Source organism: Escherichia sp. KTE96 (genome assembly GCF_000408525.1).
Taxonomy (GTDB): Bacteria; Pseudomonadota; Gammaproteobacteria; order Enterobacterales; family Enterobacteriaceae; genus Escherichia; species Escherichia marmotae.
In genome coordinates this window covers 496,382-519,287 of the sequence record NZ_KE137146.1, presented here as the reverse complement: position 1 = coordinate 519,287, position 22,906 = coordinate 496,382, and the positions used below count along the sequence as shown (strand labels likewise).

Below are 22,906 nucleotides of genomic sequence, written 5' to 3'. Positions count from 1 at the left end.
TTACGACGGTTTGCTGGTGAGAATTGTTTTACTTTTCATTTCAATAAATGACAACGCGTCATTATGCCACTTTTTCAACCGATTTTCGTCAGATATTGGCTAATTCGGTCGTTCACGCCATAATCACCCTTTTAACCCCCAAAAAGGTAACTCATACCATGGAGATACGCGTATTTCGCCAGGCAGATTTCGAAGAGGTCATCACCCTTTGGGAGCGTTGCGACTTGCTGCGTCCGTGGAACGATCCGGAAATGGACATCGAGCGCAAGATGAACCATGACGTCAGTTTGTTCCTGGTCGCGGAAGTTAACGGCGAAGTAGTGGGAACGGTGATGGGCGGTTATGACGGGCATCGCGGGTCTGCTTATTATCTTGGCGTGCATCCGGAGTTTCGCGGGCGTGGAATTGCCAATGCATTGCTTAATCGGCTGGAGAAAAAGCTTATTGCTCGCGGCTGTCCGAAAATTCAGATCAATGTACCGGAAGACAACGATATGGTACTCGGAATGTACGAACGCCTGGGATATGAACACGCCGATGTGCTGAGTCTGGGTAAGCGTTTGATTGAAGATGAAGAGTACTGAGTTTCATCCTGTCCATTATGATGTGCACGGACGCCTGCGTTTACCCTTCCTCTTCTGGTTTGTGCTATTGCTTCAGGCGCGAACCTGGGTGCTGTTTGTCATTGCCGGTGCGTCGCGCGAGCAGGGCACTGCGCTGCTGAATCTGTTTTATCCCGATCACGATAATTTCTGGCTGGGGTTGATACCGGGCATTCCGGCGGTGCTGGCATTCTTACTGAGTGGTCGGCGGGATACGTTTCCCCGTATCTGGCACGTGCTCTATTTTCTGTTGCTGTTGGCGCAGCTCGTTTTGCTTTGTTGGCAACCGTGGCTGTGGCTAAATGGTGAATCCGTCAGCGGTATCGGTCTGGCGCTGGTTATCGCGGATATTGTGGCGTTAATCTGGCTGTTGACCAATCGACGTTTACGCGCTTGTTTTGTGGAAGGAAAAGAATAACGGCACTTTTTTGCAAATTCGCACTCCAAGCAACGTTATTGAATAACCAAAGGAAGTGACATGAAATCGCTGCGTTTAATGTTATGCGCTATGCCGTTGATGCTGACCGGCTGTTCCACCATGTCGTCAGTTAACTGGTCTGCCGCTAATCCGTGGAACTGGTTTGGTTCGTCCACTAAAGTGAGCGAGCAAGGCGTTGGCAAATTAACGGCGTCCACGCCACTACAAGAACAAGCCATTGCCGATGCGCTTGATGGTGATTATCGGCTGCGCAGCGGAATGAAAACCGCGAACGGTAATGTGGTGCGCTTTTTTGAAGTGATGAAGGGCGACAGCGTGGCGATGGTTATCAACAGTGATCAAGGTACAATCAGCCGCATTGATGTCTCAGATAGCGATATTCCTGCTGACACGGGGGTTAAAATCGGTACACCGTTTAGTGACCTTTACAGCAAAGCATTTGGCAATTGCAAAAAAGCAGACGGTGATGATAATCGTGCCGTCGAATGTAAAGCCGAAGGCAGTCAACATATTAGCTACCAGTTTAGCGGTGAGTGGAGTGGTCCTGAAGGGTTAATGCCTTCTGACGATACCCTAAAAAACTGGAAAGTCAGTAAAATCATCTGGCGGCGTTAATTTGCGTCTGAACAAACCGTCGCCACAAAAAACACGTAAAATAGCGCTCAACAATGCCACGGATTGCGTGGCATTCTTATTTCAGGAGGAACAATGTCTCAGGTTCAGAGTGGCATTTTGCCAGAACATTGCCGCGCGGCGATTTGGATCGAAGCCAACGTAAAAGGGGAAGTTGATGCCCTGCGTGCGGCCAGTAAAAACTTTGCCGATAAACTGGCAACCTTTGAAGCAAAATACCCGGACGCGCATCTTGGCGCGGTTGTCGCCTTTGGCAACAACACCTGGCGTGCTCTGAGCGGCGGCGTGGGAGCCGAAGAGCTAAAAGATTTTCCGGGTTACGGAAAAGGTCTTGCGCCGACGACCCAGTTCGATGTGTTAATCCACATTCTTTCTCTGCGTCACGACGTAAACTTCTCCGTGGCCCAGGCGGCGATGGAAGCCTTTGGCGGCTGCATTGAGGTAAAAGAAGAGATCCACGGCTTCCGTTGGGTGGAAGAGCGTGACCTGAGCGGCTTTGTTGACGGCACGGAAAATCCGGCGGGTGAAGAGACGCGTCGCGAAGTGGCGGTCATCAAAGACGGTGTGGATGCGGGCGGCAGCTATGTGTTTGTGCAGCGCTGGGAACACAACCTGAAGCAACTCAACCGTATGAGCGTTCACGATCAGGAAATGATGATCGGCCGTACTAAAGAAGCCAACGAAGAGATCGATGGCGATGAGCGTCCGGAAACTTCTCACCTGACCCGTGTTGATCTGAAAGAAGATGGCAAAGGCCTGAAGATTGTTCGCCAGAGCCTGCCATATGGCACCGCCAGCGGCACGCACGGCCTGTACTTCTGCGCTTACTGCGCACGTTTGCATAACATTGAGCAGCAGTTGCTGAGTATGTTTGGCGATACTGATGGCAAACGTGACGCAATGTTACGTTTTACCAAACCAGTCACTGGCGGCTATTACTTTGCACCGTCGCTGGACAAACTGATGGCGCTGTAAGTTTTACTCACGCACTTGTAGCGTCTTGCCGGATGCGGCGTAAATGCTTAATCCGGCGTGTAAGATCGTTCAAACTTAATAAATTGCAGTCAACCTGTAGGCCCGATAAGCGTAGCGCATCGGGCTGTTTTGTCTCTAAGCTACTGCTTAGTCCAGATTGACGTTATGGCAGCCAAAGAGCGTGGTGTAAACAGCACGGCACAACTGAGCGGATCACTGCTCAGGTGTATGAACAGCCAGGAGATGTCTTCAAATTTGTCATGGGTTATTCCCTGTCTAAAACCTGACGAATAAAGCCATTGTATTGATCCAGTTGTTTTTTCGCTTCTGCGGCATCGAGATTTTTCAGCACCATCACAATGGCCGTTTTGCAGTGACGGTCGCAGGCAATCAATGCCGCTTCCGCTTGTTCCTCGCTACATCCGGTCGCGTTTTTGACGATATTGACCTGGCGCACGTGCAATTTTTCGTTGGTGGCGACCACATCGACCATCAGGTTACCAAACACTTTGCCTGACTTAATCATCAGCCCGGTGGAGAGCATGTTGAGCACCAGTTTCTGCGCCGTACCTGCTTTCATCCGCGAAGAACCGGTAACCACTTCAGCCCCGACGACTGGCGTAATAGCAAACTCTGCGGTGGTGGAAACCGCGCTTCCCGGATTACAGGAAATACCGACCGTACGGCAACCCAACTGGCGCGCGTATTCCAACCCGGCAATCACATATGGCGTGCGTCCACTGGCGGCAATACCAACCACCACATCCTGCGCCGTTAAAGTAATATTTTTCAGATCGTTGATGCCGCCTTCCCGGCTGTCTTCCGCGCCTTCCACTGCGTGCTGGATGGCATATTCGCCGCCAGCAATCAAACCAACGACCAGACCTGGTTTCACGCCGTAAGTGGGGGGGCACTCGCTGGCATCGAGAATACCCAGACGACCGGAAGTTCCCGCGCCGAGATAAATCAGACGACCGCCGCCGCTCACCTGGGTGTGGATAACATCAATCGCCGCTGCGATATCCGGTAGTACGCGCTCAACGGCGAGCGGTACGGTTTTATCTTCTTCGTTAATGATCCGACACATTTCCAGCGTCGATACGCGGTCAATTTCAGCAGAGGCATTGTTGGAGCCTTCAGTAATCATCTTTTCAAGTTGCATAGGCAATCACCTTAAATATTTGTCTTCAAATAATTTCATTTGGCGTGAATCATATCTCCCTGCCTGATTATGTACAGCAGTGAATTCGCGCAATGGCTGAGTTGTGGTTATGGGTGATTTTACTTAAGATTTCCCTGAATTTAGATCCACTCCTCAGCATTGATCTGTCATTCAGGTATGGTAGGGACAATAGGGCGTAATGCTCTGTATTCAAAAGGAGAAACTTGAAATGGGTAAACTCACGGGCAAGACAGCACTGATTACGGGCGCATCGCAAGGTATTGGCGAAGGTATTGCCAGAACCTTTGCGCGTCATGGCGCAAACCTAATCTTGCTGGATATCTCCCCTGAGATTGAAAAGCTGGCAGACGAGCTGTGTGGTCGCGGTCATCGCTGTACGGCGGTAATTGCCGATGTACGCGACCCGGCGTCGGTTACGGCAGCGATCAAGCGCGCGAAGGAAAAAGAAGGGCGCATTGATATTCTGGTGAATAACGCAGGTGTTTGCCGTCTGGGTAGTTTTCTGGAAATGAGCGATGACGATCGCGATTTCCATATTGATATCAATATCAAAGGCGTGTGGAACGTCACGAAGGCAGTCCTACCGGAGATGATTGCCCGCAAAGATGGTCGCATTGTGATGATGTCTTCGGTCACTGGCGATATGGTGGCCGATCCGGGCGAAACGGCGTATGCCTTGTCGAAAGCGGCGATTGTTGGCCTGACCAAATCGCTGGCAGTGGAGTATGCTCAGTCGGGGATTCGCGTTAACGCAATCTGCCCTGGTTACGTGCGCACGCCAATGGCGGAAAACATCGCTCGCCAGTCGAATCCGCAAGATCCGGAATCAGTACTGACTGAAATGGCGAAAGCAATTCCGCTGCGTCGCCTCGCTGATCCGCTGGAAGTAGGCGAGCTGGCAGCCTTCCTGGCGTCGGATGAGTCCAGCTATTTAACGGGTACACAGAATGTGATCGATGGCGGCAGCACACTGCCAGAGACGGTCAGCGTCGGCATCTGATTCACCTCTGTTTCCTCCCTGCATCAGTGGGGAGGATTTCGCCTTATTCTCTTTTTAACTTCCAAATCACCAAACGGTATATAAAACCGTTACTCCTTTCACGCCCGTTATAAATATGATGGCTATTAGAAAGTCATTAAATATATAAGGGTGCGCAATGGCCGTTAACTTACTGAAAAAGAACTCTCTCGCGCTGGTCGCTTCTCTGCTGCTGGCTGGCCACGTGCAGGCAACGGAACTGCTGAACAGTTCTTATGACGTCTCCCGCGAGCTGTTTGCTGCCCTGAATCCGCCGTTTGAGCAACAATGGGCAAAAGATAACGGCGGTGACAAACTGACGATAAAACAATCTCATGCCGGGTCATCAAAACAGGCGCTGGCGATTTTGCAGGGCTTAAAAGCCGATGTTGTAACTTATAACCAGGTGACCGACGTGCAGATCCTGCACGACAAAGGCAAGCTGATCCCGGCGGACTGGCAGTCGCGCCTGCCGAATAACAGCTCGCCGTTCTACTCCACGATGGGTTTCCTGGTGCGTAAGGGCAACCCGAAGAATATCCACGACTGGAACGATCTGGTGCGTTCCGACGTGAAGCTGATTTTCCCGAATCCGAAAACCTCCGGTAACGCGCGTTATACCTACTTAGCAGCGTGGGGCGCAGCCGATAAAGCGGACGGCGGCGATAAAGCCAAAACCGAACAGTTTATGACCCAGTTCCTGAAAAACGTTGAAGTCTTCGATACCGGCGGTCGTGGCGCGACCACAACCTTTGCCGAGCGTGGCCTGGGCGACGTGCTGATAAGTTTTGAGTCGGAAGTGAACAACATCCGCAAACAGTATGAAGCGCAGGGTTTTGAAGTGGTGATTCCGAAAACCAATATTCTGGCGGAATTCCCGGTGGCATGGGTGGATAAAAACGTGCAGGCCAACGGTACGGAAAAAGCCGCAAAAGCTTATCTGAACTGGCTCTACAGCCCGCAGGCGCAAACCATCATCACCGACTATTACTACCGCGTGAATAACCCGGAAGTCATGGACAAGCTGAAAGATAAATTCCCGCAGACCGAACTGTTCCGCGTGGAAGATAAGTTTGGCTCCTGGCCAGAAGTGATGAAAACCCACTTTACCAGCGGCGGTGAGTTAGACAAGCTGTTGGCTGCGGGGCGTAACTGATGTTTGCAGTTTCTTCAAGACGCGTGCTGCCGGGCTTTACCTTAAGCCTTGGCACCAGTCTGTTGTTTGTGTGCCTGATATTGTTACTGCCGCTTTCCGCGCTGGTGATGCAGCTTTCTGAGATGAGCTGGGCGCAGTACTGGGAGGTGATCACCAATCCGCAGGTGGTCGCGGCCTACAAAGTGACGCTGCTGTCAGCGTTTGTGGCATCGATTTTTAACGGCGTTTTCGGTCTGTTAATGGCGTGGATCTTAACCCGCTATCGCTTTCCGGGGCGCACGCTGCTTGATGCGCTGATGGATTTACCCTTCGCGCTACCGACAGCGGTCGCGGGTTTAACCCTGGCGTCGCTCTTTTCCGTGAACGGTTTTTACGGCGAATGGCTGGCGAAGTTTGATATCAAAGTGACCTATACCTGGCTGGGGATCGCGGTGGCGATGGCCTTTACCAGCATTCCGTTTGTGGTGCGAACCGTGCAGCCGGTACTGGAAGAATTAGGGCCGGAATACGAAGAAGCGGCAGAAACGCTCGGCGCAACACGTTTACAGAGTTTCCGCAAAGTGGTGCTGCCGGAGCTTTCTCCGGCGCTGGTGGCGGGCGTGGCGCTGTCGTTTACCCGTAGTCTTGGTGAGTTTGGCGCGGTGATATTTATCGCCGGGAACATCGCCTGGAAGACGGAAGTAACGTCGCTGATGATTTTTGTTCGCTTACAGGAATTTGATTACCCGGCGGCGAGCGCGATTGCTTCGGTGATCCTCGCAGCATCGCTGTTGCTGCTGTTTTCTATTAACACTCTGCAAAGTCGCTTCGGTCGGCGTGTGGTAGGTCATTAATGGCGGAAGTTACACAGTTGAAGCGTTATGACGCGCGCCCGATTAACTGGGGCAAATGGTTTTTGATTGGCACCGGGATGCTGGTGTCGGCGTTCATCCTGCTGGTGCCGATGATTTACATCTTTGTGCAGGCATTCAGCAAGGGGATCATGCCGGTATTACAGAACCTGGCAGACCCGGACATGCTGCACGCCATCTGGCTGACGGTGATGATTGCGCTGATTGCTGTGCCGGTGAACCTGGTGTTCGGCATCCTGTTGGCCTGGCTGGTGACGCGTTTTGATTTTCCGGGGCGTCAGTTGCTGCTGACGCTGCTGGATATTCCGTTTGCGGTGTCGCCGGTAGTCGCCGGTCTGGTGTATCTGCTGTTCTACGGCTCCAACGGCCCGCTGGGCGGCTGGCTTGACGAACATAATCTGCAAATTATGTTCTCCTGGCCGGGAATGGTGCTGGTGACTATCTTCGTGACGTGTCCGTTTGTGGTGCGTGAACTGGTGCCGGTGATGTTAAGTCAGGGCAGCCAGGAAGACGAAGCGGCGATTTTGCTTGGCGCGTCTGGCTGGCAGATGTTTCGCCGCGTTACGTTGCCGAACATCCGCTGGGCGCTGCTGTATGGTGTGGTGCTGACTAACGCCCGCGCGATTGGCGAGTTTGGTGCGGTATCGGTGGTTTCCGGCTCGATTCGCGGCGAAACCCTGTCGTTGCCATTACAGATTGAATTGCTGGAGCAGGACTACAATACCGTCGGCTCCTTTACCGCCGCCGCGCTGTTGACGCTGATGGCGATTATCACCCTGTTTTTAAAGAGTATGTTGCAGTGGCGTCTGGAGAGTCAGGAAAAACGCGCGCAGCAGGAGGTACATCATGAGCATTGAGATTGCCAGGATTAAGAAGTCATTTGGTCGCACCCAGGTGTTGAACGATATCTCACTGGATATTCCTTCTGGTCAGATGGTCGCGTTACTGGGGCCGTCCGGCTCCGGGAAAACCACGCTGCTGAGGATTATCGCCGGGCTGGAGCATCAAACCAGCGGGCATATTCGCTTCCACGGCACCGACGTCAGCCGCCTGCACGCGCGCGATCGTAAAGTGGGATTTGTGTTCCAGCATTACGCGCTGTTCCGCCATATGACGGTGTTCGACAACATCGCCTTTGGCCTGACGGTGCTGCCGCGTCGAGAGCGCCCAAATGCGGCGGCGATCAAAGCGAAAGTCACCCAGTTACTGGAGATGGTGCAGCTTGCTCATCTGGCAGATCGTTATCCGGCGCAGCTTTCTGGTGGTCAGAAACAGCGTGTGGCGCTGGCGCGTGCGCTTGCCGTGGAACCGCAAATTCTGTTGCTTGATGAACCGTTTGGCGCGCTGGATGCGCAGGTGCGTAAAGAACTGCGTCGCTGGCTGCGTCAGCTTCACGAAGAGTTGAAATTTACCAGTGTGTTCGTCACTCACGATCAGGAAGAGGCGACTGAAGTTGCCGATCGTGTGGTCGTGATGAGCCAGGGCAATATCGAGCAGGCGGATGCGCCGGATCAGGTCTGGCGTGAACCGGCGACCCGCTTTGTGCTCGAATTTATGGGCGAAGTGAACCGCTTACAGGGAATTATTCGCGGCGGGCAGTTCCACGTTGGCGCGCATCGCTGGCCGCTGGGGTATACGCCTGCATATCAGGGGCCGGTGGATCTCTTCCTGCGTCCGTGGGAAGTGGATATCAGTCGCCGCACCAGCCTCGATTCGCCGCTGCCGGTACAGGTACTGGAAGCCAGTCCGAAAGGACACTACACCCAATTAGTCGTACAACCGCTGGGGTGGTACAACGAACCGCTGACAGTTGTGATGCATGGCGATGACGCCCCGCAACGCGGTGAGCGTTTATTCGTTGGCCTGCAACATGCGCGGTTGTACAACGGCGATCAGCGTATTGAAACCCGCGATGAGGAGCTTGCTCTCGCACAAAGCGCCTGATAGGTTGAGTAAATGTTAAACGCCCGGAGGCGCATCCCGCGATCCGGGCTTTTTAATGGCAAGGTTTATAACCTGTAGGCCTGATAAGACGCGCAAGCGTCGCATCAGGCAACACCACGTATGGACAGAGATCGTGAGTACATTAGAACAAACAATTGGCAATACGCCTCTGGTGAAGTTGCAGCGAATGGGGCCGGATAACGGCAGTGAAGTGTGGTTAAAACTGGAAGGGAATAACCCTGCGGGTTCGGTGAAAGACCGCGCGGCATTATCAATGATTGTCGAGGCGGAAAAGCGTGGGGAAATTAAACCCGGTGATGTGTTAATCGAAGCCACCAGTGGTAACACAGGCATTGCGCTGGCAATGATCGCCGCGCTAAAAGGCTATCGCATGAAATTGCTGATGCCCGACAACATGAGCCAGGAACGTCGCGCGGCGATGCGTGCCTACGGTGCGGAACTGATTCTTGTCACTAAAGAGCAGGGCATGGAAGGCGCACGCGATCTGGCGCTGGAGATGGCGAATCGTGGTGAAGGCAAGCTGCTCGACCAGTTCAATAACCCCGATAATCCTTATGCGCATTACACCACTACCGGGCCGGAAATCTGGCAGCAAACCGGCGGTCGCATTACGCATTTTGTCTCCAGCATGGGGACGACTGGCACCATCACCGGCGTGTCACGGTTTATGCGCGAACAATCCAAACCGGTAACGATTGTTGGCCTGCAGCCGGAAGAGGGTAGCAGCATTCCGGGGATTCGCCGCTGGCCAGCGGAATATCTGCCGGGCATCTTTAACGCTTCTCTGGTGGACGAGTTACTGGATATTCACCAGCGCGACGCGGAAAACACCATGCGCGAACTGGCCGTGCGGGAAGGGATTTTCTGCGGCGTCAGCTCCGGCGGCGCGGTTGCCGGTGCGATACGCGTGGCAAAAGCCAACCCTGGCGCAGTGGTGGTAGCGATCATCTGCGATCGTGGCGATCGCTACCTTTCCACCGGGGTGTTTGGCGAAGAACACTTTAGCCAGGGGGCGGGGATTTAAGGATTAATAGCATTGGAGGCTGATGACAAACGCAAAACAGCCTGATGCGCTACGTTTATCAGGCCTACAAGGTTCCTGTAATATATTGCATTAGCAATATTTTGTAGGCCGGATAAGGCGTTTACGCCGCATCCGGCATAAACAAAGTGCACTTTGTCAATAATCTGATTTGTCGGCAGTTGTTGCTGCCGACAAATGCCATAGTTGACAGCTAAACTATCCCCTTCGTAATCTATCCACCAAAATTTACTCGATTTTTCATCGTTATAAATAAAGCATTTTTTCATGTTACCTCCTGTAAATGCCTTGCTAAAGCGGATTAATTCCCTTCCTCAGGCACTGTTTTATCCGTCTGCGCAATCAGCGCATGTAAAAAAGGTTGCGCATTTTCATCGCTCTTACCGGGCATCTTCACGATGTAAGGCTTCCCGGTAATGGATGACGACGAAGCAACCTTATCAATGAATTGCTCGGCAGTATCAATGCGGTTACGGGTATTACCCAGCTTCAAGCGCAGATGAGAAACTGCTTCATCACAAGTATGTTGATCGCCATTGCGTATGAATATCAAATCCTTATGCTGCGCTAATCCCTCCAGCATGGCGTTAATTCTGACTTCTTCATGGGCAGTTAACTTCGCGTAAGCGGGGAGTGCCATCAGCAGTGTGATGACCAGACAAATGATTTTCTTCACTGAATTGCCTTATCCTTGTGTTGTATTAGCCGATTTGACTGCCAGAATCAGGTAAAGTTTCGGTTGGGGTACGATGAGGATCATCGGCAAGGAGAAATTATTAAATGAGTAGTTTGTTGTTGTTTAACGATAAGAGCAGGGCGTTGCAGGCGGATATCGTCGCCGTGCAGTCGCAGGTGGTGTATGGCAGCGTAGGCAACAGCATTGCCGTGCCTGCCATTAAACAGAACGGCCTGAATGTCTTTGCCGTACCGACCGTGTTGCTGAGTAATACGCCGCATTATGACACGTTCTACGGTGGTGCGATTCCGGACGAGTGGTTTAGCGGTTATTTGCGCGCACTGAAAGAGCGTGATGCGCTGCGTAAGTTACGTGCGGTGACTACGGGCTATATGGGGACAGCGTCACAAATTAGAATCCTTGCCGAATGGCTGACAGTCTTACGCGAAGAGCATCCTGACTTGCTGATTATGGTCGATCCGGTGATTGGCGATATTGATAGTGGTATTTACGTCAAACCTGACCTTCCCGATGCGTATCGGCAATATTTACTGCCACTGGCGCAGGGGATTACGCCAAATATATTTGAGCTGGAAATCCTGACCGGTAAAAACTGCCGCGATCTCGACAGCGCCATTGCTGCTGCAAAAAGCCTGCTTTCAGAGACATTAAAATGGGTGGTTATTACCAGCGCTTCCGGCAATGAAGACAATCAGGATATGCAGGTGGTGGTGGTCAGTGCCGATAGCGTGAATGTCATTTCCCACTCTCGGGTAAAAACGGATCTTAAAGGTACTGGCGATCTGTTTTGCGCTCAACTTATCAGTGGATTACTGAAAGGGAAGGCGTTAACCGACGCAGTGCACAGCGCAGGTTTACGCGTGCTGGAGGTGATGTGTTATACCCAGCAGCATGAAAGCGATGAATTGATTTTGCCGCCGCTGGCGGAAGCATAAAAAAATGGCGCCCACGGGCGCCATTTTTCACTGTGGCAAGAATTACTTCTTGATGCGGATAACCGGGGTTTCACCCACAGTCACGCTACCGGACAGTTTGATCAGTTCTTTGATTTCGTCCATGTTGGAGATAACAACCGGAGTCAGGGTTGACTTGGCTTTCTCTTCCAGCAGCGGCAGATCGAATTCAATAACAGTATCGCCAACTTTTACGCGCTGACCTTCTTCAGCAATACGCTTGAAGCCTTCGCCTTTCAGTTCAACGGTGTCGATACCGAAGTGGACGAACAACTCAACGCCGCTATCAGATTCGATAGAGAACGCGTGGTTGGTTTCAAAGATTTTACCAATGGTGCCGTCAACCGGAGCTACCATTTTGTTGCCAGTTGGTTTGATAGCAATACCATCACCAACGATTTTTTCCGCAAAAACGACATCCGGCACGTCTTCGATATTGACGATCTCGCCAGAGAGCGGAGCAATGATCTCAATAGTTCCGGTATCTTTTTTGTCATCAGAAACCAGAGATTTCAGTTTATCGAACAAACCCATGATCTTCTCCTAAGCAGTAAATTGGGCCGCATCTCGTGGATTAGCAGATTGTTTTTTCTTCAATGAACTTGTTAACCAGCGTCATTAACTCGTCCGTTGTCGGTTGAGCAAGAGCCTGCTCTGCTAACACCTTCGCATCTTCGAAGTTCGTGTTACGGATAATCTTCTTAATGCGCGGGATAGAAATGGCGCTCATAGAGAATTCGTCCAGACCCATCCCCAGCAACAGAAGTGTAGCACGTTCATCGCCAGCAAGCTCACCACACATGCCAGTCCATTTGCCTTCAGCATGAGAAGCATCAATAACTTGCTTGATCAAGTTCAGCACGGACGGTGACATTGGCTGGTAAAGGTGTGAAATCATATCATTACCACGGTCAACTGCCAGAGTGTACTGCGTTAAATCATTGGTGCCGATACTAAAGAAATCAACTTCTTTGGCTAAATGACGCGCAATTGTTGCGGCAGCCGGTGTTTCCACCATCACGCCAATTTCAATTGATTCGTCAAACGCTTTACCTTCGTCGCGCAGTTCCTGTTTGTAGATTTCAATCTCTTTGCGCAGTGCGCGTACTTCTTCAACAGAGATGATCATCGGGAACATGATGCGCAATTTGCCGAAAGCAGAGGCACGCAGGATAGCGCGGAGCTGATCGCGCAGAATCTCTTTACGATCCATCGCGATACGGATAGCACGCCAGCCGAGGAACGGGTTCTCTTCTTTCGGGAAGTTCATGTACGGCAGCTCTTTGTCGCCGCCAATGTCCATGGTACGAACAATAACCGCCTGTGAGCCACACGCTTCAGCCACAGCTTTGTAGGCCGCGAACTGTTCTTCTTCAGTCGGCAGCGCGTCGCGGTCCATGAACAGGAATTCGGTGCGATACAGACCAACGCCTTCAGCGCCATTACGTTCTGCACCTTCAACGTCACGAACAGTACCGATGTTAGCGCACACTTCTACCTGGTGACCGTCCAGCGTAATGGCTGGCAGATCTTTCAGCTTAGCAAGCTCTGCTTTTTCAGAAGCTACTTGCTCCTGAACAGCGCGCAATTTATCGATAACTTCGTTGGTTGGATTGACGTAAACCTGATTATTTACGGCATCCAGAATCAGATAGTCGTCATTTTTCACCTGAGAGGTGACGCTACCAGTACCCACAATGGCTGGCAGTTCCAGAGAGCGTGCCATGATTGAGGTGTGGGAAGTACGGCCACCCGCGTCGGTGATGAAACCCAGTACCTTCTTCAGGTTCAACTGTGCGGTTTCGGACGGCGTCAGGTCAGCGGCAACCAGAATGACTTCATCCTGAATCGCGCTCAGGTCGATAATCTTCAGACCCAGGATGTTGCGCAGCAGGCGCTTACCGATATCACGCACGTCAGCCGCACGTTCTTTCAGGTATTCATCATCCAGTTCTTCCAGGGCAGAAGCCTGACCTTCAATAACTTCATGAGCAGCAGCGTCAGCCGTCATGTGCTTATCTTTAATCAGGGCTATGATTTCCTGCTCCAGCTCCTCATCTTCGAGTAGCATGATATGCCCTTCAAAGATGGCTTCTTTTTCTTCACCGAACGTTTCACCAGCTTTCGTTTTGATCGTTTCAAGCTGGGCTGATGCCTTGGCACGACCGCTCAGAAAACGTTCAACTTCCTGATCAACCTGGTCGGCAGAAATTTTTTTCCGGTCAATGACGATTTCGTCTTCTTTCAGAAGCAGAGCTTTACCGAAAGCGATACCCGGGGATGCTAAAATGCCTGAAATCATAACCCTACCTTACTTGTGACTGATTTTTAAAAGAACCCGGGAAATTACTCGAGTTCCGCCATCAGTTTAACCAGATGTTCAACCGCTTTCTGTTCGTCTTCGCCTTCAGCGGAGATAGTCACAACGGTCCCTTGAGTCAGGCCCAGAGTCTGCAGTTTAAACAGGCTTTTTGCGCTGGCGCTTTTGCCGTTGGAAGTCACAGTAATTTCAGAAGTGAAGCCCTTAGCTTCTTTTACAAACTGGGCAGCAGGGCGGGTGTGCAGACCGTTCGGAGCGGTAATGGTAACTTCTTGCTGGAACATTGTATTTCCCCAACTTATAGGTTTAGTGTTGTGGAACTAAAGTCTAGCCTGGCGGTTTGACTTTAGCCTGTATTGTTAGCGCCAGTTTTAACAGACGCGACGCACGAAGTGTTCTATGCAGTCCATTGCTGGCGGATGTTGGCCGCTGACGTTTCGTTCATCATTAAACATTATGCCGCTAAAGGAAGAATTGAACCAAATCATAAAATCGATTCAGCTAAGGCTTTTCCTGTAACGATTAATTTCGCGCATCAAAATAATTAGTCAGGTTAAATACCAGTTCCGACAGGCTGAATCAATGCCAGGAGGGGCGAAAATTTGAAGTAGGCCACAAAAAAGCACCTAAAAAGGTGCTTTTTTACGCATTTCTAACAACCTGGCATTACTGTTGCAATTCTTTCTCGGTAAAGAGATCGGCAAATAATGCAGTGCTTAAATAACGTTCACCCGATGATGGCAGAATAACCACAATATTCTTATTGGTAAAGCTTTCATCTTCTTGCAGCTTCAATGCAGCGGCAACCGCCGCGCCAGAAGAGATCCCAGCAAGAATGCCTTCTTCTTCCATCAGACGACGTGCGGTAGAGATAGCTTCTTCATTGGTGATGCCAATAACTTTATCGACCAGTTTAAGATCAAGGTTAGCCGGGATAAAGCCAGCACCTATGCCCTGGATTTTATGCGGGCCGGGTTTGATTTCTTCACCTGCCAGCGCCTGGGCGATAACGGGAGAGTCGGTTGGCTCAACGGCGACAGAGATGAGATCAGTCTTGCCTTTGGTGCCTTTAATGTAGCGGCTGACGCCGGTCAGCGTACCGCCAGTACCGACACCAGCAATAAATACATCAACCTGACCATCGGTATCTTCCCAGATCTCCGGACCGGTGGTTTTTTCATGAATTTCTGGATTCGCCGGGTTGCTGAATTGTTGCAGCAGCAGATATTTTTCTGGGGTGCTGGCGACAATTTCTTCTGCTTTTTGAATTGCGCCTTTCATGCCTTTCGCGCCTTCGGTCAACACCAGGTTTGCGCCCAGAGCTTTCAGCAGTTTGCGGCGTTCAATACTCATGGTTTCTGGCATGGTCAGGGTGAGTTTGTAACCGCGAGCGGCAGCCACATAAGCCAGAGCAATACCTGTGTTGCCGCTGGTTGGTTCAACCAATTCAACGCCGGGTTTCAGTACGCCGCGTTTTTCGGCATCCCAAATCATATTGGCACCGATACGGCACTTAACGCTGAAGCTGGGGTTACGAGATTCCACCTTCGCCAGAATACGTCCGTTACCGATGCGATTCAGGCGAACCAGCGGTGTGTGACCGATAGTCAGCGAGTTATCTTCAAAAATCTTACTCATGGCCTGTCCTTAACTGTATGAAATTGGGATACAACAGGTAGCATACCCGCTCAGAGAATATGCGGAAGTAAGGATTTAGCATATCTATATGCAGAAGGGAAATAATGGCTTGCAAGATGGAATAAGGGTGGCATAAGCCACCCCTCTTCCATACAAAAAGTTTACAAAATAACCAGGAGACTGTTACTTCCACAATGCATGTTTAGCGCGATAACAATCGACCCACATTGCTGTCGCGCCACAGACGGCCACTGGCATGATGAACAGGTTGAGCACCGGGATCATCGTGAACAGGCTGGTTAATGCGCCAAACTGCATATTGGTGATTTTGCGCGTGCGCAGGGCAGTGCGCATCTCTTTGAACGGCACTTTGTGGTTGTCGAACGGATAGTCGCAGTACTGAATGGCTAACATCCAGGCACTGAACAGGAACCACAGTACTGGCGCGACGGTTTGCCCGATGCCCGGGATGAAGTAGAGGATCAGCAATACGATGGCGCGTGGCAGATACCAGGCAAATTTTTGCCATTCGCGTTTCATAATTCGCGGCACATCTTTCATGATGCCAAAGATGCCGGTATCCGGCGGCGTAGCGCCTGTCAGCCTGGCTTCCAACTGTTCAGCCAATAAACCGTTAAACGGTGCGGCAATCCAGTTCGCAATAGTTGAGAAAAAATAGCCAAAAACCAGTAGAACGGAGATAACCGCGACAGGCCACAGCAAATAGCTCAACCATTGCAGCCAGTCAGGCACGTGGCTCATTAATGATGGGATCCAGGCATCCAGTTGAGTAAAGAGCCACCAGAATGCACTTCCCATCAACAAAATATTGACCAACAGAGGTAAAATAACAAAACGCCGAATCCCGGGTTGCGAGACGAGCTTCCAGCCTTGCGCAAAATAGTAAAAACCGCTGCGTGGGGAAGATGTGAATGTTGAAATCATAATCAGGATATGCTCCTTTTGACCAATCCCAGGAAAATTCTGCGTATTTTACCGGGTAATTGCGCAATGGACAGTTAGGATATGTTCGAAAAAACAGCAAAAAGCACGATTTCATCTATCTTTGTGCTGTGAAAGTTAAGAGTGCACTTGCACTTGAGGTAATCGGCAAATACTCTTAGTGAGTAAATGTTTGCCGTGGTGGCAAGGTGTTAGAACAACAGAGAATATAATGATGCAGGATTTGCGTCTGATATTAATCATTGTTGGCGCGATCGCCATAATCGCTTTACTGGTACATGGTTTCTGGACCAGCCGTAAAGAACGATCTTCTATGTTCCGCGATCGGCCATTAAAACGAATGAAGTCAAAACGTGACGACGATTCTTATGACGAGGATGTCGAAGATGATGAGGGCGTTGGTGAGGTTCGTGTTCACCGCGTAAATCATGCCCCGGCTAACGCCCAGGAGCATGAGGCTGCTCGTCCGTCGCCGCAACACCAGTACCAACCGCCTTATGCGTCTGCGCAGCCGCGTCAACCGGTTCAGCAGCCGCCTGAAGCGCAGGTATCGCCGCAACATGCTCCGCATTCAGCGCATCCTGTTCAGCAACCACAGCCAGTACAGCAGCCGGCCTACCCGCCGCAGCCTGAACAGCCTGTTGCTTCGCAGGTACAGTCAGCTCCGCAGCCGACACAGCCAGCGCCACAACCGGCGCAGCAGGCTTTCCAGGCTGCGGAACCCGTAGCAGCACCGCAGCCTGAGCCTGTGGCTGAACCGGTGCCTGTCATGGATAAGCCGAAGCGCAAAGAAGCGGTGATCATTATGAACGTCGCAGCGCATCACGGTAACGAGCTGAACGGTGAACTGCTTCTTAACAGCATTCAGCAGGCGGGCTTTATCTTTGGCGATATGAATATTTACCATCGTCATCTTAGCCCGGACGGCAGTGGCCCGGCGTTATTCAGCCTGGCGAATATGGTGAAACCGGGAACATTTGATCCTGAAATGAAGGATTTCACTACACCGGGTGTCACTATCTTTATGCAGGTGCCGTCTTATGGTGATGAACTGCAAAACTTCAAGCTGATGCTGCAATCTGCGCAGCATATCGCTGATGAAGTGGGCGGCGTGGTGCTTGATGATCAGCGCCGTATGATGACTCCGCAGAAACTGCGCGAGTATCAGGACATCATCCGCGAAGTGAAAGACGCTAACGCCTGATACACTTAAATTAAATCAACTTCTCTTCGAACCCCCGCTTGTCGGGGGTTTTTAGCATTGATGGTGCGATATGGAATCAATCGAACAACAACTGACAGAACTGCGAACGGTGCTTCGTCATCATGAATATCTTTATCATGTGATGGATGCGCCGGAAATTCCTGACGCTGAATACGATCGCCTGATGCGCGAACTGCGCGAGCTGGAAGCCAAACATCCAGAACTGATTACCCCTGATTCACCCACTCAACGTGTAGGTGCAGCACCGTTAGCGGCTTTCAGCCAGATCCGTCATGAAGTACCGATGCTGTCGCTGGATAACGTTTTTGATGAAGAGAGTTTTCTTGCTTTCAACAAACGCGTTCAGGATCGTCTGAAAAGTAACGAAAAAGTGACCTGGTGCTGTGAGCTGAAGCTCGATGGCCTTGCCGTCAGCATTCTGTATGAGAATGGCGTACTGGTGAGCGCAGCAACCCGTGGCGATGGTACTACCGGGGAAGACATCACATCTAACGTCCGTACTATTCGCGCCATTCCGCTGAAACTACACGGTGAGAATATCCCGGCGCGTCTGGAAGTGCGTGGTGAAGTGTTCCTGCCGCAGGCGGGCTTCGAAAAGATCAACGAAGATGCGCGACGCACGGGCGGAAAAGTGTTTGCTAACCCACGTAATGCGGCGGCAGGTTCATTGCGTCAGCTTGATCCGCGTATCACAGCCAAGCGGCCGCTCACTTTCTTCTGCTACGGCGTTGGCGTGCTGGAAGGCGGTGAGCTGCCAGATACTCATCTTGGTCGTTTACTGCAATTTAAAAAGTGGGGATTACCGGTCAGCGATCGCGTCACGTTATGCGAATCGGCGGAAGAGGTGCTGGCGTTCTACCATAAAGTAGAAGAAGACCGCCCGACGCTGGGCTTTGATATCGACGGCGTGGTAATTAAGGTCAACTCCCTGGCGCAGCAGGAACAGCTTGGCTTTGTTGCGCGCGCCCCTCGTTGGGCAGTGGCGTTTAAATTTCCGGCACAGGAGCAGATGACTTTTGTGCGTGACGTCGAGTTTCAGGTTGGGCGTACTGGCGCGATTACGCCTGTTGCACGTCTCGAACCTGTCCATGTCGCGGGTGTGCTGGTGAGCAACGCCACCCTACACAATGCCGATGAAATCGAACGTCTTGGCTTACGTATTGGCGATAAAGTGGTGATTCGCCGTGCTGGCGACGTGATCCCGCAAGTGGTTAACGTGGTGCTTTCTGAACGCCCGGAAGATACTCGTGAGGTAGTATTCCCGACGCATTGCCCGGTATGCGGTTCTGACGTGGAACGAGTGGAAGGCGAGGCTGTGGCTCGCTGTACTGGTGGTTTGATTTGCGCCGCTCAGCGTAAAGAGTCGCTGAAACACTTTGTTTCCCGTCGCGCGATGGACGTTGACGGTATGGGAGACAAAATCATCGACCAGTTGGTTGAAAAAGAATATGTCCATACGCCTGCGGATCTGTTCAAGTTAACGGCGGGTAAGCTCACCGGGCTGGAGAGAATGGGGCCGAAATCGGCGCAAAACGTGGTTAACGCACTGGAAAAAGCGAAAGAAACCACCTTTGCCCGCTTCCTTTATGCGCTTGGCATCCGCGAAGTCGGTGAGGCAACGGCATCAGGTCTGGCGGCATATTTCGGCACGCTGGAAGCGCTGGAAGCGGCTTCGATTGAAGAGCTGCAAAAAGTGCCCGATGTTGGAATTGTCGTCGCATCTCATGTGCACAACTTCTTTGCCGAAGAAAGTAACCGTAATGTCATCAGTGAACTGCTGGCGGAAGGCGTTCACTGGCCTGCGCCGGTAGTCATCAACGCGGAAGAGATCGACAGCCCGTTTGCTGGTAAAACGGTGGTGCTCACGGGTAGCTTAAGTCAGATGTCGCGTGATGACGCTAAAGCTCGCCTGGTCGAACTGGGCGCGAAAGTGGCGGGCAGCGTGTCGAAGAAAACCGACCTGGTGATTGCCGGAGAAGCCGCAGGTTCTAAACTGGCGAAAGCGCAGGAACTGGGCATTGAAGTGATCGACGAAGCTGAAATGCTGCGTTTGCTGGGCAACTGAGATGGAAAAAGAGCAGTTGATTGAAATAGCCAATACGATAATGCCGTTTGGCAAGTACAAAGGGCGTCGCTTAATTGACCTGCCGGAGGAGTATCTGCTGTGGTTTGCCCGCAAAGATGAATTTCCGGCAGGGAAACTCGGTGAGCTAATGCAAATCACGCTGCTGATTAAAACGGAGGGGCTGACGCAACTGGTCCAGCCCCTGAAACGCCCGCTTTAAACCTTTCCGTGGCTTTCCTGCTGCGACTGTAACTGCCCGGTCTGGCGCTTGTAACGACGCGCCAGTACCGCGCAAACCATCAGTTGGATCTGATGGAAAATCATCAATGGCAGCACCATCATACCGATCACCGATGTCGGGAACAGAATGTTTGCCATTGGGATACCATTCGCCAGACTCTTTTTCGAGCCACAGAAGACGATAGTGATTTCATCCGCCTTATTGAAACCCAGTCGGCGCGCCATAAAGACGTTAATCACAATCACAATAGCCAACAGCACGCAACTAACCACCACAATAAACAATAGCGATCCCCAGCCGACTTTATGCCAGATACCGTTAACGACTGCTTCGCTAAATGCCGTATAAACCACCAACAGAATGGATGTTTGATCGGTTTTCGCAATCCACTTTTTATTGCGCGCCACCCAGTTACCAATCCACGGGCGGGAAAGATGCCCCAACACAAACGGCAGCAACAGTTGCAGCATAATCTTACCGACCTGCTCGAGGCTACCCTCTGCACCGTGAACATTCATCACCACACCAACCAGCAACGGCGAAAGGAAAATCCCCAGCAGACTGGATGCTGACGCAGAGCAAACTGCAGCCGCGACATTACCACCCGCCATTGAGGTAAAGGCAATTGCGGACTGCACGGTAGCCGGAAGAATGCACAGATAGAGAAAACCGGAGTAGAGCATCGGGTCGACATTTACCGGTTTCCACCAGGCAAACAGTACGCCCAGAATTGGGAACAGCACGAAGGTGCTGCACATTACCCACAAATGTAGCCGCCAGTGACTACCGCCAGCGATAATCGCTTCACGCGACAATTTTGCGCCGTGCATAAAGAACAGCAGGGCAATAGCTGCCGTAGTCAGATTTTCAAAGAACGGGACGAAATCGCCTCTGGCCGGGAAGAAGGAAGCCAGTAATACCACTGTGATCAGGGTTAAGGTGAAAGGATCGAGGATACGAAAAAGTTTCATAAAGACTCCAGATGATCGATGGTTCTATTGTGCTTCTTCCAGTTTGAGAAATAAAATTGATTTATTGCATCCATTTATGAAGAAAATAGATGAATTATTCTTTAAAACAATTAAAGGTTTTCGTCACAGTAGCGCAGGAGAAAAGTTTTAGTCGCGCAGGTGAGCGTATTGGCCTGAGCCAGTCGGCAGTGAGTCACAGTGTGAAGGAGCTGGAAAACCATACGGGTGTTCGCCTGCTGGACAGAACCACGCGTGAAGTGGTGCTTACAGATGCTGGGCTGCAGTTGGCTTTGCGTCTTGAGCGACTGCTGGATGAACTAAACAGCACGTTGCGCGATACCGGGCGTATGGGGCAACAACTGAGCGGAAAAGTTCGGGTCGCTGCCAGCCAGACCATTTCCGCGCATCTTATTCCGCAATGCATTGCTGAAAGCCATCGCCGCTATCCAGATATTCAGTTTGTCCTGCACGATCGTCCGCAGCAGTGGGTGATGGAAAGTATTCGCCAGGGAGATGTCGATTTTGGCATCGTCATCGATCCAGGCCCAGTGGGCGATCTGCAATGTGAAGCGATTCTTTCCGAGCCTTTCTTCTTGCTTTGCCATCGCGATAGCTCTCTGGCCGCGGAAGATTATGTACCCTGGCAGGCATTACAGGGAGCGAAACTGGTGTTGCAGGATTACGCGTCAGGCAGCCGACCGCTGATTGATGCAGCGCTGGTGCGCAACGGTATTCAGGCGAATATTGTGCAGGAGATTGGTCATCCGGCGACGTTGTTCCCGATGGTAGCCGCAGGCATCGGCATCAGTATTCTTCCCGCACTGGCGCTGCCATTACCTGAAGGTAGCCCACTGGTGGTAAAGCGTATTACGCCGGTGGTGGAACGCCAGTTGATGTTGGTGCGCAGGAAGAACCGTTCACTTTCCACTGCCGCTGAAGCGTTATGGGATGTGGTACGAGACCAGGGTCATGCGCTAATGGCTGAGCGGGAAGGGGATCCGTTGTATCAGATATAGAATGAATTCATACTGCCGGGAGCCCCGGCAGTAATTAATCAGAAGTTAAATTTGATGGAGTAGATTATCGCATCCTGGTAAAAATCTTCGCCCAGTTTGTCATCCGCATATCGATACTGAATCCCCGTAGTGATGTGTGATGTTGCATTCCACCACAGTGCAACTGCGCCGTTCAGCCCTTCTTTACCGCCATTACCCGTCGCATAGGTAGCGTCACGGTCAAACTCGTACTCGTTCCAGTTGGTGAGAGTGAATTTCTCACTGCCCAGCATAAAGTTGTAACCTGCAATCCAGCCGGCTACATAGCCGTTGTTGCCAGTGTAATAGGTTTGATCTGTATAACGCTTAGCAAAGAACGGTTTGAACCACCAACCGCTGCCGGTGAAATTGTAGCCGACACCGTACAGGAACATATCGTCGTGGAAATTCACGCGATTTGCAGATCCGTAGGTGCCATACGCGTGCAGGTAAAGATTAAATCCGGTGTCACCCAGGTAAATACGGTTGGTATTTTTAAAGGTATAACGCTGCTCGCTACTTGGTTTATTATGGCGACCGTTATAGAAGTTTTCCCAGTCGAAGAACCCGTACATTTCTCCCCAATTAAAGTTAGCGCCACCTTCAATTTCAAGATAACCAAAATCATCTTTGTGTGATTTTGTTGACGATTTTTCGGTAGTCCGACTGGTCCAGTCCAGATAATGCACGCCGATATCTGCAAAACCGCCTTTAAATTCTGCATGAGATATAACAGGTATCGCTAATATAGAGGATAGAGTCAGAGTTAAAAGATGTTTTTTCATAGCATAAATCCCTATGCTGATCGTTATTAGTAGATTGCTTAATAAAGTGGTTTGTTAAAAACGATATATTGTTAATGCAAAGGAATTAATATCGCCAATACAGTTTTTACCATTGATTAATAGAGAAAAGATATAAATCCATCGATATCG

General features: G+C 51.2%; 24 protein-coding genes and 1 pseudogene. 15 read left to right on the top strand and 10 right to left on the bottom strand.

Annotated elements, in window-relative coordinates; translation table 11 throughout:
* Window positions 1-158 precede the first annotated feature (158 nt).
* The 4 genes from A1WG_RS18810 to yfeX all read left to right on the top strand — a co-directional run bounded on the left by A1WG_RS18810 (window position 159) and on the right by yfeX (window position 2,649).
* Window positions 159-584 (top strand): GNAT family acetyltransferase, encoded by a 426-nt coding sequence (locus A1WG_RS18810; RefSeq protein ID WP_000405994.1) that lies wholly within the window; start codon window positions 159-161, stop codon window positions 582-584.
* Window positions 571-1,020 carry a DUF2919 domain-containing protein gene (locus A1WG_RS18815; protein WP_001516835.1) on the top strand — a complete coding sequence of 150 codons (450 nt, stop codon included), beginning with the start codon at window positions 571-573 and terminating at the stop codon, window positions 1,018-1,020. Before A1WG_RS18810 ends, A1WG_RS18815 begins: the two co-directional genes overlap by 14 nt.
* Before the next feature lie 60 nt (window positions 1,021-1,080).
* Window positions 1,081-1,656 (top strand): RpoE-regulated lipoprotein, encoded by a 576-nt coding sequence (locus A1WG_RS18820; RefSeq protein ID WP_001516832.1) that lies wholly within the window; start codon window positions 1,081-1,083, stop codon window positions 1,654-1,656.
* A 93-nt stretch (window positions 1,657-1,749) separates the two neighbouring features.
* Complete coding sequence (gene yfeX, locus A1WG_RS18825) at window positions 1,750-2,649, top strand: porphyrinogen peroxidase (RefSeq protein ID WP_000084587.1); 900 nt, start codon at window positions 1,750-1,752, stop codon at window positions 2,647-2,649.
* 265 nt (window positions 2,650-2,914) lie between these two features.
* On the opposite strand, the gene murQ is transcribed toward yfeX, so the two are convergent.
* Window positions 2,915-3,811 (bottom strand): N-acetylmuramic acid 6-phosphate etherase, encoded by an 897-nt coding sequence (gene murQ / locus A1WG_RS18830; protein ID WP_001516831.1) that lies wholly within the window; start codon window positions 3,809-3,811, stop codon window positions 2,915-2,917.
* Between the two features lie 229 nt (window positions 3,812-4,040).
* Between murQ and ucpA the strand changes: the two genes are divergently transcribed.
* From ucpA to cysM, 6 genes are all read left to right on the top strand, one after another.
* The gene (ucpA, locus tag A1WG_RS18835; RefSeq protein WP_000517453.1) at window positions 4,041-4,832 is read left to right on the top strand and encodes an SDR family oxidoreductase UcpA; all 792 of its coding nucleotides are present in this window, start codon (window positions 4,041-4,043) and stop codon (window positions 4,830-4,832) included.
* A 157-nt stretch (window positions 4,833-4,989) separates the two neighbouring features.
* Complete coding sequence (gene cysP, locus A1WG_RS18840) at window positions 4,990-6,006, top strand: thiosulfate/sulfate ABC transporter substrate-binding protein CysP (protein WP_000290223.1); 1,017 nt, start codon at window positions 4,990-4,992, stop codon at window positions 6,004-6,006.
* Window positions 6,006-6,839: a sulfate/thiosulfate ABC transporter permease CysT gene (gene cysT / locus A1WG_RS18845; protein ID WP_000458417.1), complete on the top strand. Its 834-nt coding sequence runs from the start codon at window positions 6,006-6,008 to the stop codon at window positions 6,837-6,839. The genes cysP and cysT overlap by 1 nt, the downstream gene beginning before the upstream one ends.
* Window positions 6,839-7,714, top strand: coding sequence for a sulfate/thiosulfate ABC transporter permease CysW (gene cysW / locus A1WG_RS18850; protein WP_001516830.1), 876 nt, complete (start codon window positions 6,839-6,841; stop codon window positions 7,712-7,714). Before cysT ends, cysW begins: the two co-directional genes overlap by 1 nt.
* On the top strand, window positions 7,704-8,801 hold the full coding sequence (gene cysA, locus A1WG_RS18855; protein ID WP_000021087.1) for a sulfate/thiosulfate ABC transporter ATP-binding protein CysA: 1,098 nt from the start codon (window positions 7,704-7,706) through the stop codon (window positions 8,799-8,801). The genes cysW and cysA overlap by 11 nt, the downstream gene beginning before the upstream one ends.
* A gap of 133 nt (window positions 8,802-8,934) precedes the next feature.
* The gene (gene cysM, locus A1WG_RS18860) at window positions 8,935-9,846 is read left to right on the top strand and encodes a cysteine synthase B (RefSeq protein WP_016242528.1); all 912 of its coding nucleotides are present in this window, start codon (window positions 8,935-8,937) and stop codon (window positions 9,844-9,846) included.
* Window positions 9,847-10,043: 197 nt separating this feature from the next.
* On the opposite strand, the pseudogene A1WG_RS24075 reads toward cysM, so the two are convergent.
* Together A1WG_RS24075 and A1WG_RS18865 are read right to left on the bottom strand one after the other, a co-directional pair.
* Window positions 10,044-10,133: pseudogene (locus A1WG_RS24075) on the bottom strand (WGR domain-containing protein); the annotation flags it as partial.
* 32 nt (window positions 10,134-10,165) lie between these two features.
* Window positions 10,166-10,540 carry a YfeK family protein gene (locus A1WG_RS18865; protein ID WP_000719937.1) on the bottom strand — a complete coding sequence of 125 codons (375 nt, stop codon included), beginning with the start codon at window positions 10,538-10,540 and terminating at the stop codon, window positions 10,166-10,168.
* Window positions 10,541-10,644: 104 nt separating this feature from the next.
* Between A1WG_RS18865 and pdxK the strand changes: the two genes are divergently transcribed.
* Window positions 10,645-11,496 (top strand): pyridoxine/pyridoxal/pyridoxamine kinase, encoded by an 852-nt coding sequence (pdxK, locus tag A1WG_RS18870; protein WP_000096626.1) that lies wholly within the window; start codon window positions 10,645-10,647, stop codon window positions 11,494-11,496.
* A gap of 42 nt (window positions 11,497-11,538) precedes the next feature.
* Here the strand turns inward: pdxK and crr are convergent, their stop codons facing one another.
* The 5 genes from crr to cysZ all read right to left on the bottom strand — a co-directional run bounded on the left by crr (window position 11,539) and on the right by cysZ (window position 16,417).
* A complete protein-coding gene (crr, locus tag A1WG_RS18875; protein ID WP_000522247.1) occupies window positions 11,539-12,048 on the bottom strand; it encodes a PTS glucose transporter subunit IIA in 510 nt (169 codons plus the stop codon).
* 40 nt (window positions 12,049-12,088) lie between these two features.
* Window positions 12,089-13,816, bottom strand: coding sequence for a phosphoenolpyruvate-protein phosphotransferase PtsI (ptsI, locus tag A1WG_RS18880; RefSeq protein ID WP_000623129.1), 1,728 nt, complete (start codon window positions 13,814-13,816; stop codon window positions 12,089-12,091).
* A 44-nt stretch (window positions 13,817-13,860) separates the two neighbouring features.
* Window positions 13,861-14,118 carry a phosphocarrier protein Hpr gene (gene ptsH / locus A1WG_RS18885; protein WP_000487600.1) on the bottom strand — a complete coding sequence of 86 codons (258 nt, stop codon included), beginning with the start codon at window positions 14,116-14,118 and terminating at the stop codon, window positions 13,861-13,863.
* A 382-nt stretch (window positions 14,119-14,500) separates the two neighbouring features.
* Window positions 14,501-15,472: a cysteine synthase A gene (cysK, locus tag A1WG_RS18890; RefSeq protein ID WP_001516827.1), complete on the bottom strand. Its 972-nt coding sequence runs from the start codon at window positions 15,470-15,472 to the stop codon at window positions 14,501-14,503.
* A gap of 183 nt (window positions 15,473-15,655) precedes the next feature.
* On the bottom strand, window positions 15,656-16,417 hold the full coding sequence (gene cysZ, locus A1WG_RS18895) for a sulfate transporter CysZ (RefSeq protein WP_000626012.1): 762 nt from the start codon (window positions 16,415-16,417) through the stop codon (window positions 15,656-15,658).
* 229 nt (window positions 16,418-16,646) lie between these two features.
* Between cysZ and zipA the strand changes: the two genes are divergently transcribed.
* The 3 genes from zipA to A1WG_RS18910 all read left to right on the top strand — a co-directional run bounded on the left by zipA (window position 16,647) and on the right by A1WG_RS18910 (window position 19,945).
* A complete protein-coding gene (zipA, locus tag A1WG_RS18900; RefSeq protein ID WP_001516826.1) occupies window positions 16,647-17,639 on the top strand; it encodes a cell division protein ZipA in 993 nt (330 codons plus the stop codon).
* Window positions 17,640-17,709: 70 nt separating this feature from the next.
* Window positions 17,710-19,725 carry an NAD-dependent DNA ligase LigA gene (ligA, locus tag A1WG_RS18905; RefSeq protein ID WP_000443718.1) on the top strand — a complete coding sequence of 672 codons (2,016 nt, stop codon included), beginning with the start codon at window positions 17,710-17,712 and terminating at the stop codon, window positions 19,723-19,725.
* Between the two features lies 1 nt (window position 19,726).
* Window positions 19,727-19,945: a DUF3820 family protein gene (locus A1WG_RS18910; protein WP_000410201.1), complete on the top strand. Its 219-nt coding sequence runs from the start codon at window positions 19,727-19,729 to the stop codon at window positions 19,943-19,945.
* Here A1WG_RS18910 and A1WG_RS18915 read toward each other — a convergent pair.
* Window positions 19,942-20,937 carry a bile acid:sodium symporter family protein gene (locus A1WG_RS18915; protein WP_000765619.1) on the bottom strand — a complete coding sequence of 332 codons (996 nt, stop codon included), beginning with the start codon at window positions 20,935-20,937 and terminating at the stop codon, window positions 19,942-19,944. The two genes, A1WG_RS18910 and A1WG_RS18915, sit on opposite strands and share 4 nt — an antisense overlap.
* Before the next feature lie 89 nt (window positions 20,938-21,026).
* Between A1WG_RS18915 and A1WG_RS18920 the strand changes: the two genes are divergently transcribed.
* A complete protein-coding gene (locus A1WG_RS18920) occupies window positions 21,027-21,953 on the top strand; it encodes a LysR family transcriptional regulator (protein ID WP_001516825.1) in 927 nt (308 codons plus the stop codon).
* Window positions 21,954-21,991: 38 nt separating this feature from the next.
* Here A1WG_RS18920 and A1WG_RS18925 read toward each other — a convergent pair whose 3' ends face one another.
* Window positions 21,992-22,756, bottom strand: a complete 765-nt coding sequence (locus tag A1WG_RS18925; RefSeq protein WP_016242527.1) for a nucleoside-specific channel-forming Tsx family protein — start codon at window positions 22,754-22,756, stop codon at window positions 21,992-21,994.
* Between the last annotated feature and the right edge of the window lie 150 nt (window positions 22,757-22,906).

Excerpts from the sequence above, each read along its gene's own strand:
- A1WG_RS18810 (WP_000405994.1), top strand. The coding sequence starts at position 159 with ATGGAGATACGCGTATTTCGCCAGGCAGATTTCGAAGAGGTCATCACC.
- A1WG_RS18815 (WP_001516835.1), top strand. The coding sequence starts at position 571 with ATGAAGAGTACTGAGTTTCATCCTGTCCATTATGATGTGCACGGACGC.
- A1WG_RS18820 (WP_001516832.1), top strand. The coding sequence starts at position 1,081 with ATGAAATCGCTGCGTTTAATGTTATGCGCTATGCCGTTGATGCTGACC.
- yfeX (WP_000084587.1), top strand. The coding sequence starts at position 1,750 with ATGTCTCAGGTTCAGAGTGGCATTTTGCCAGAACATTGCCGCGCGGCG.
- murQ (WP_001516831.1), bottom strand. The coding sequence starts at position 3,811 with ATGCAACTTGAAAAGATGATTACTGAAGGCTCCAACAATGCCTCTGCT.
- ucpA (WP_000517453.1), top strand. The coding sequence starts at position 4,041 with ATGGGTAAACTCACGGGCAAGACAGCACTGATTACGGGCGCATCGCAA.
- cysP (WP_000290223.1), top strand. The coding sequence starts at position 4,990 with ATGGCCGTTAACTTACTGAAAAAGAACTCTCTCGCGCTGGTCGCTTCT.
- cysT (WP_000458417.1), top strand. The coding sequence starts at position 6,006 with ATGTTTGCAGTTTCTTCAAGACGCGTGCTGCCGGGCTTTACCTTAAGC.
- cysW (WP_001516830.1), top strand. The coding sequence starts at position 6,839 with ATGGCGGAAGTTACACAGTTGAAGCGTTATGACGCGCGCCCGATTAAC.
- cysA (WP_000021087.1), top strand. The coding sequence starts at position 7,704 with ATGAGCATTGAGATTGCCAGGATTAAGAAGTCATTTGGTCGCACCCAG.
- pdxK (WP_000096626.1), top strand. The coding sequence starts at position 10,645 with ATGAGTAGTTTGTTGTTGTTTAACGATAAGAGCAGGGCGTTGCAGGCG.
- crr (WP_000522247.1), bottom strand. The coding sequence starts at position 12,048 with ATGGGTTTGTTCGATAAACTGAAATCTCTGGTTTCTGATGACAAAAAA.
- ptsI (WP_000623129.1), bottom strand. The coding sequence starts at position 13,816 with ATGATTTCAGGCATTTTAGCATCCCCGGGTATCGCTTTCGGTAAAGCT.
- ptsH (WP_000487600.1), bottom strand. The coding sequence starts at position 14,118 with ATGTTCCAGCAAGAAGTTACCATTACCGCTCCGAACGGTCTGCACACC.
- cysK (WP_001516827.1), bottom strand. The coding sequence starts at position 15,472 with ATGAGTAAGATTTTTGAAGATAACTCGCTGACTATCGGTCACACACCG.
- cysZ (WP_000626012.1), bottom strand. The coding sequence starts at position 16,417 with ATGATTTCAACATTCACATCTTCCCCACGCAGCGGTTTTTACTATTTT.
- zipA (WP_001516826.1), top strand. The coding sequence starts at position 16,647 with ATGATGCAGGATTTGCGTCTGATATTAATCATTGTTGGCGCGATCGCC.
- ligA (WP_000443718.1), top strand. The coding sequence starts at position 17,710 with ATGGAATCAATCGAACAACAACTGACAGAACTGCGAACGGTGCTTCGT.
- A1WG_RS18910 (WP_000410201.1), top strand. The coding sequence starts at position 19,727 with ATGGAAAAAGAGCAGTTGATTGAAATAGCCAATACGATAATGCCGTTT.
- A1WG_RS18915 (WP_000765619.1), bottom strand. The coding sequence starts at position 20,937 with ATGAAACTTTTTCGTATCCTCGATCCTTTCACCTTAACCCTGATCACA.
- A1WG_RS18920 (WP_001516825.1), top strand. The coding sequence starts at position 21,027 with ATGAATTATTCTTTAAAACAATTAAAGGTTTTCGTCACAGTAGCGCAG.
- A1WG_RS18925 (WP_016242527.1), bottom strand. The coding sequence starts at position 22,756 with ATGAAAAAACATCTTTTAACTCTGACTCTATCCTCTATATTAGCGATA.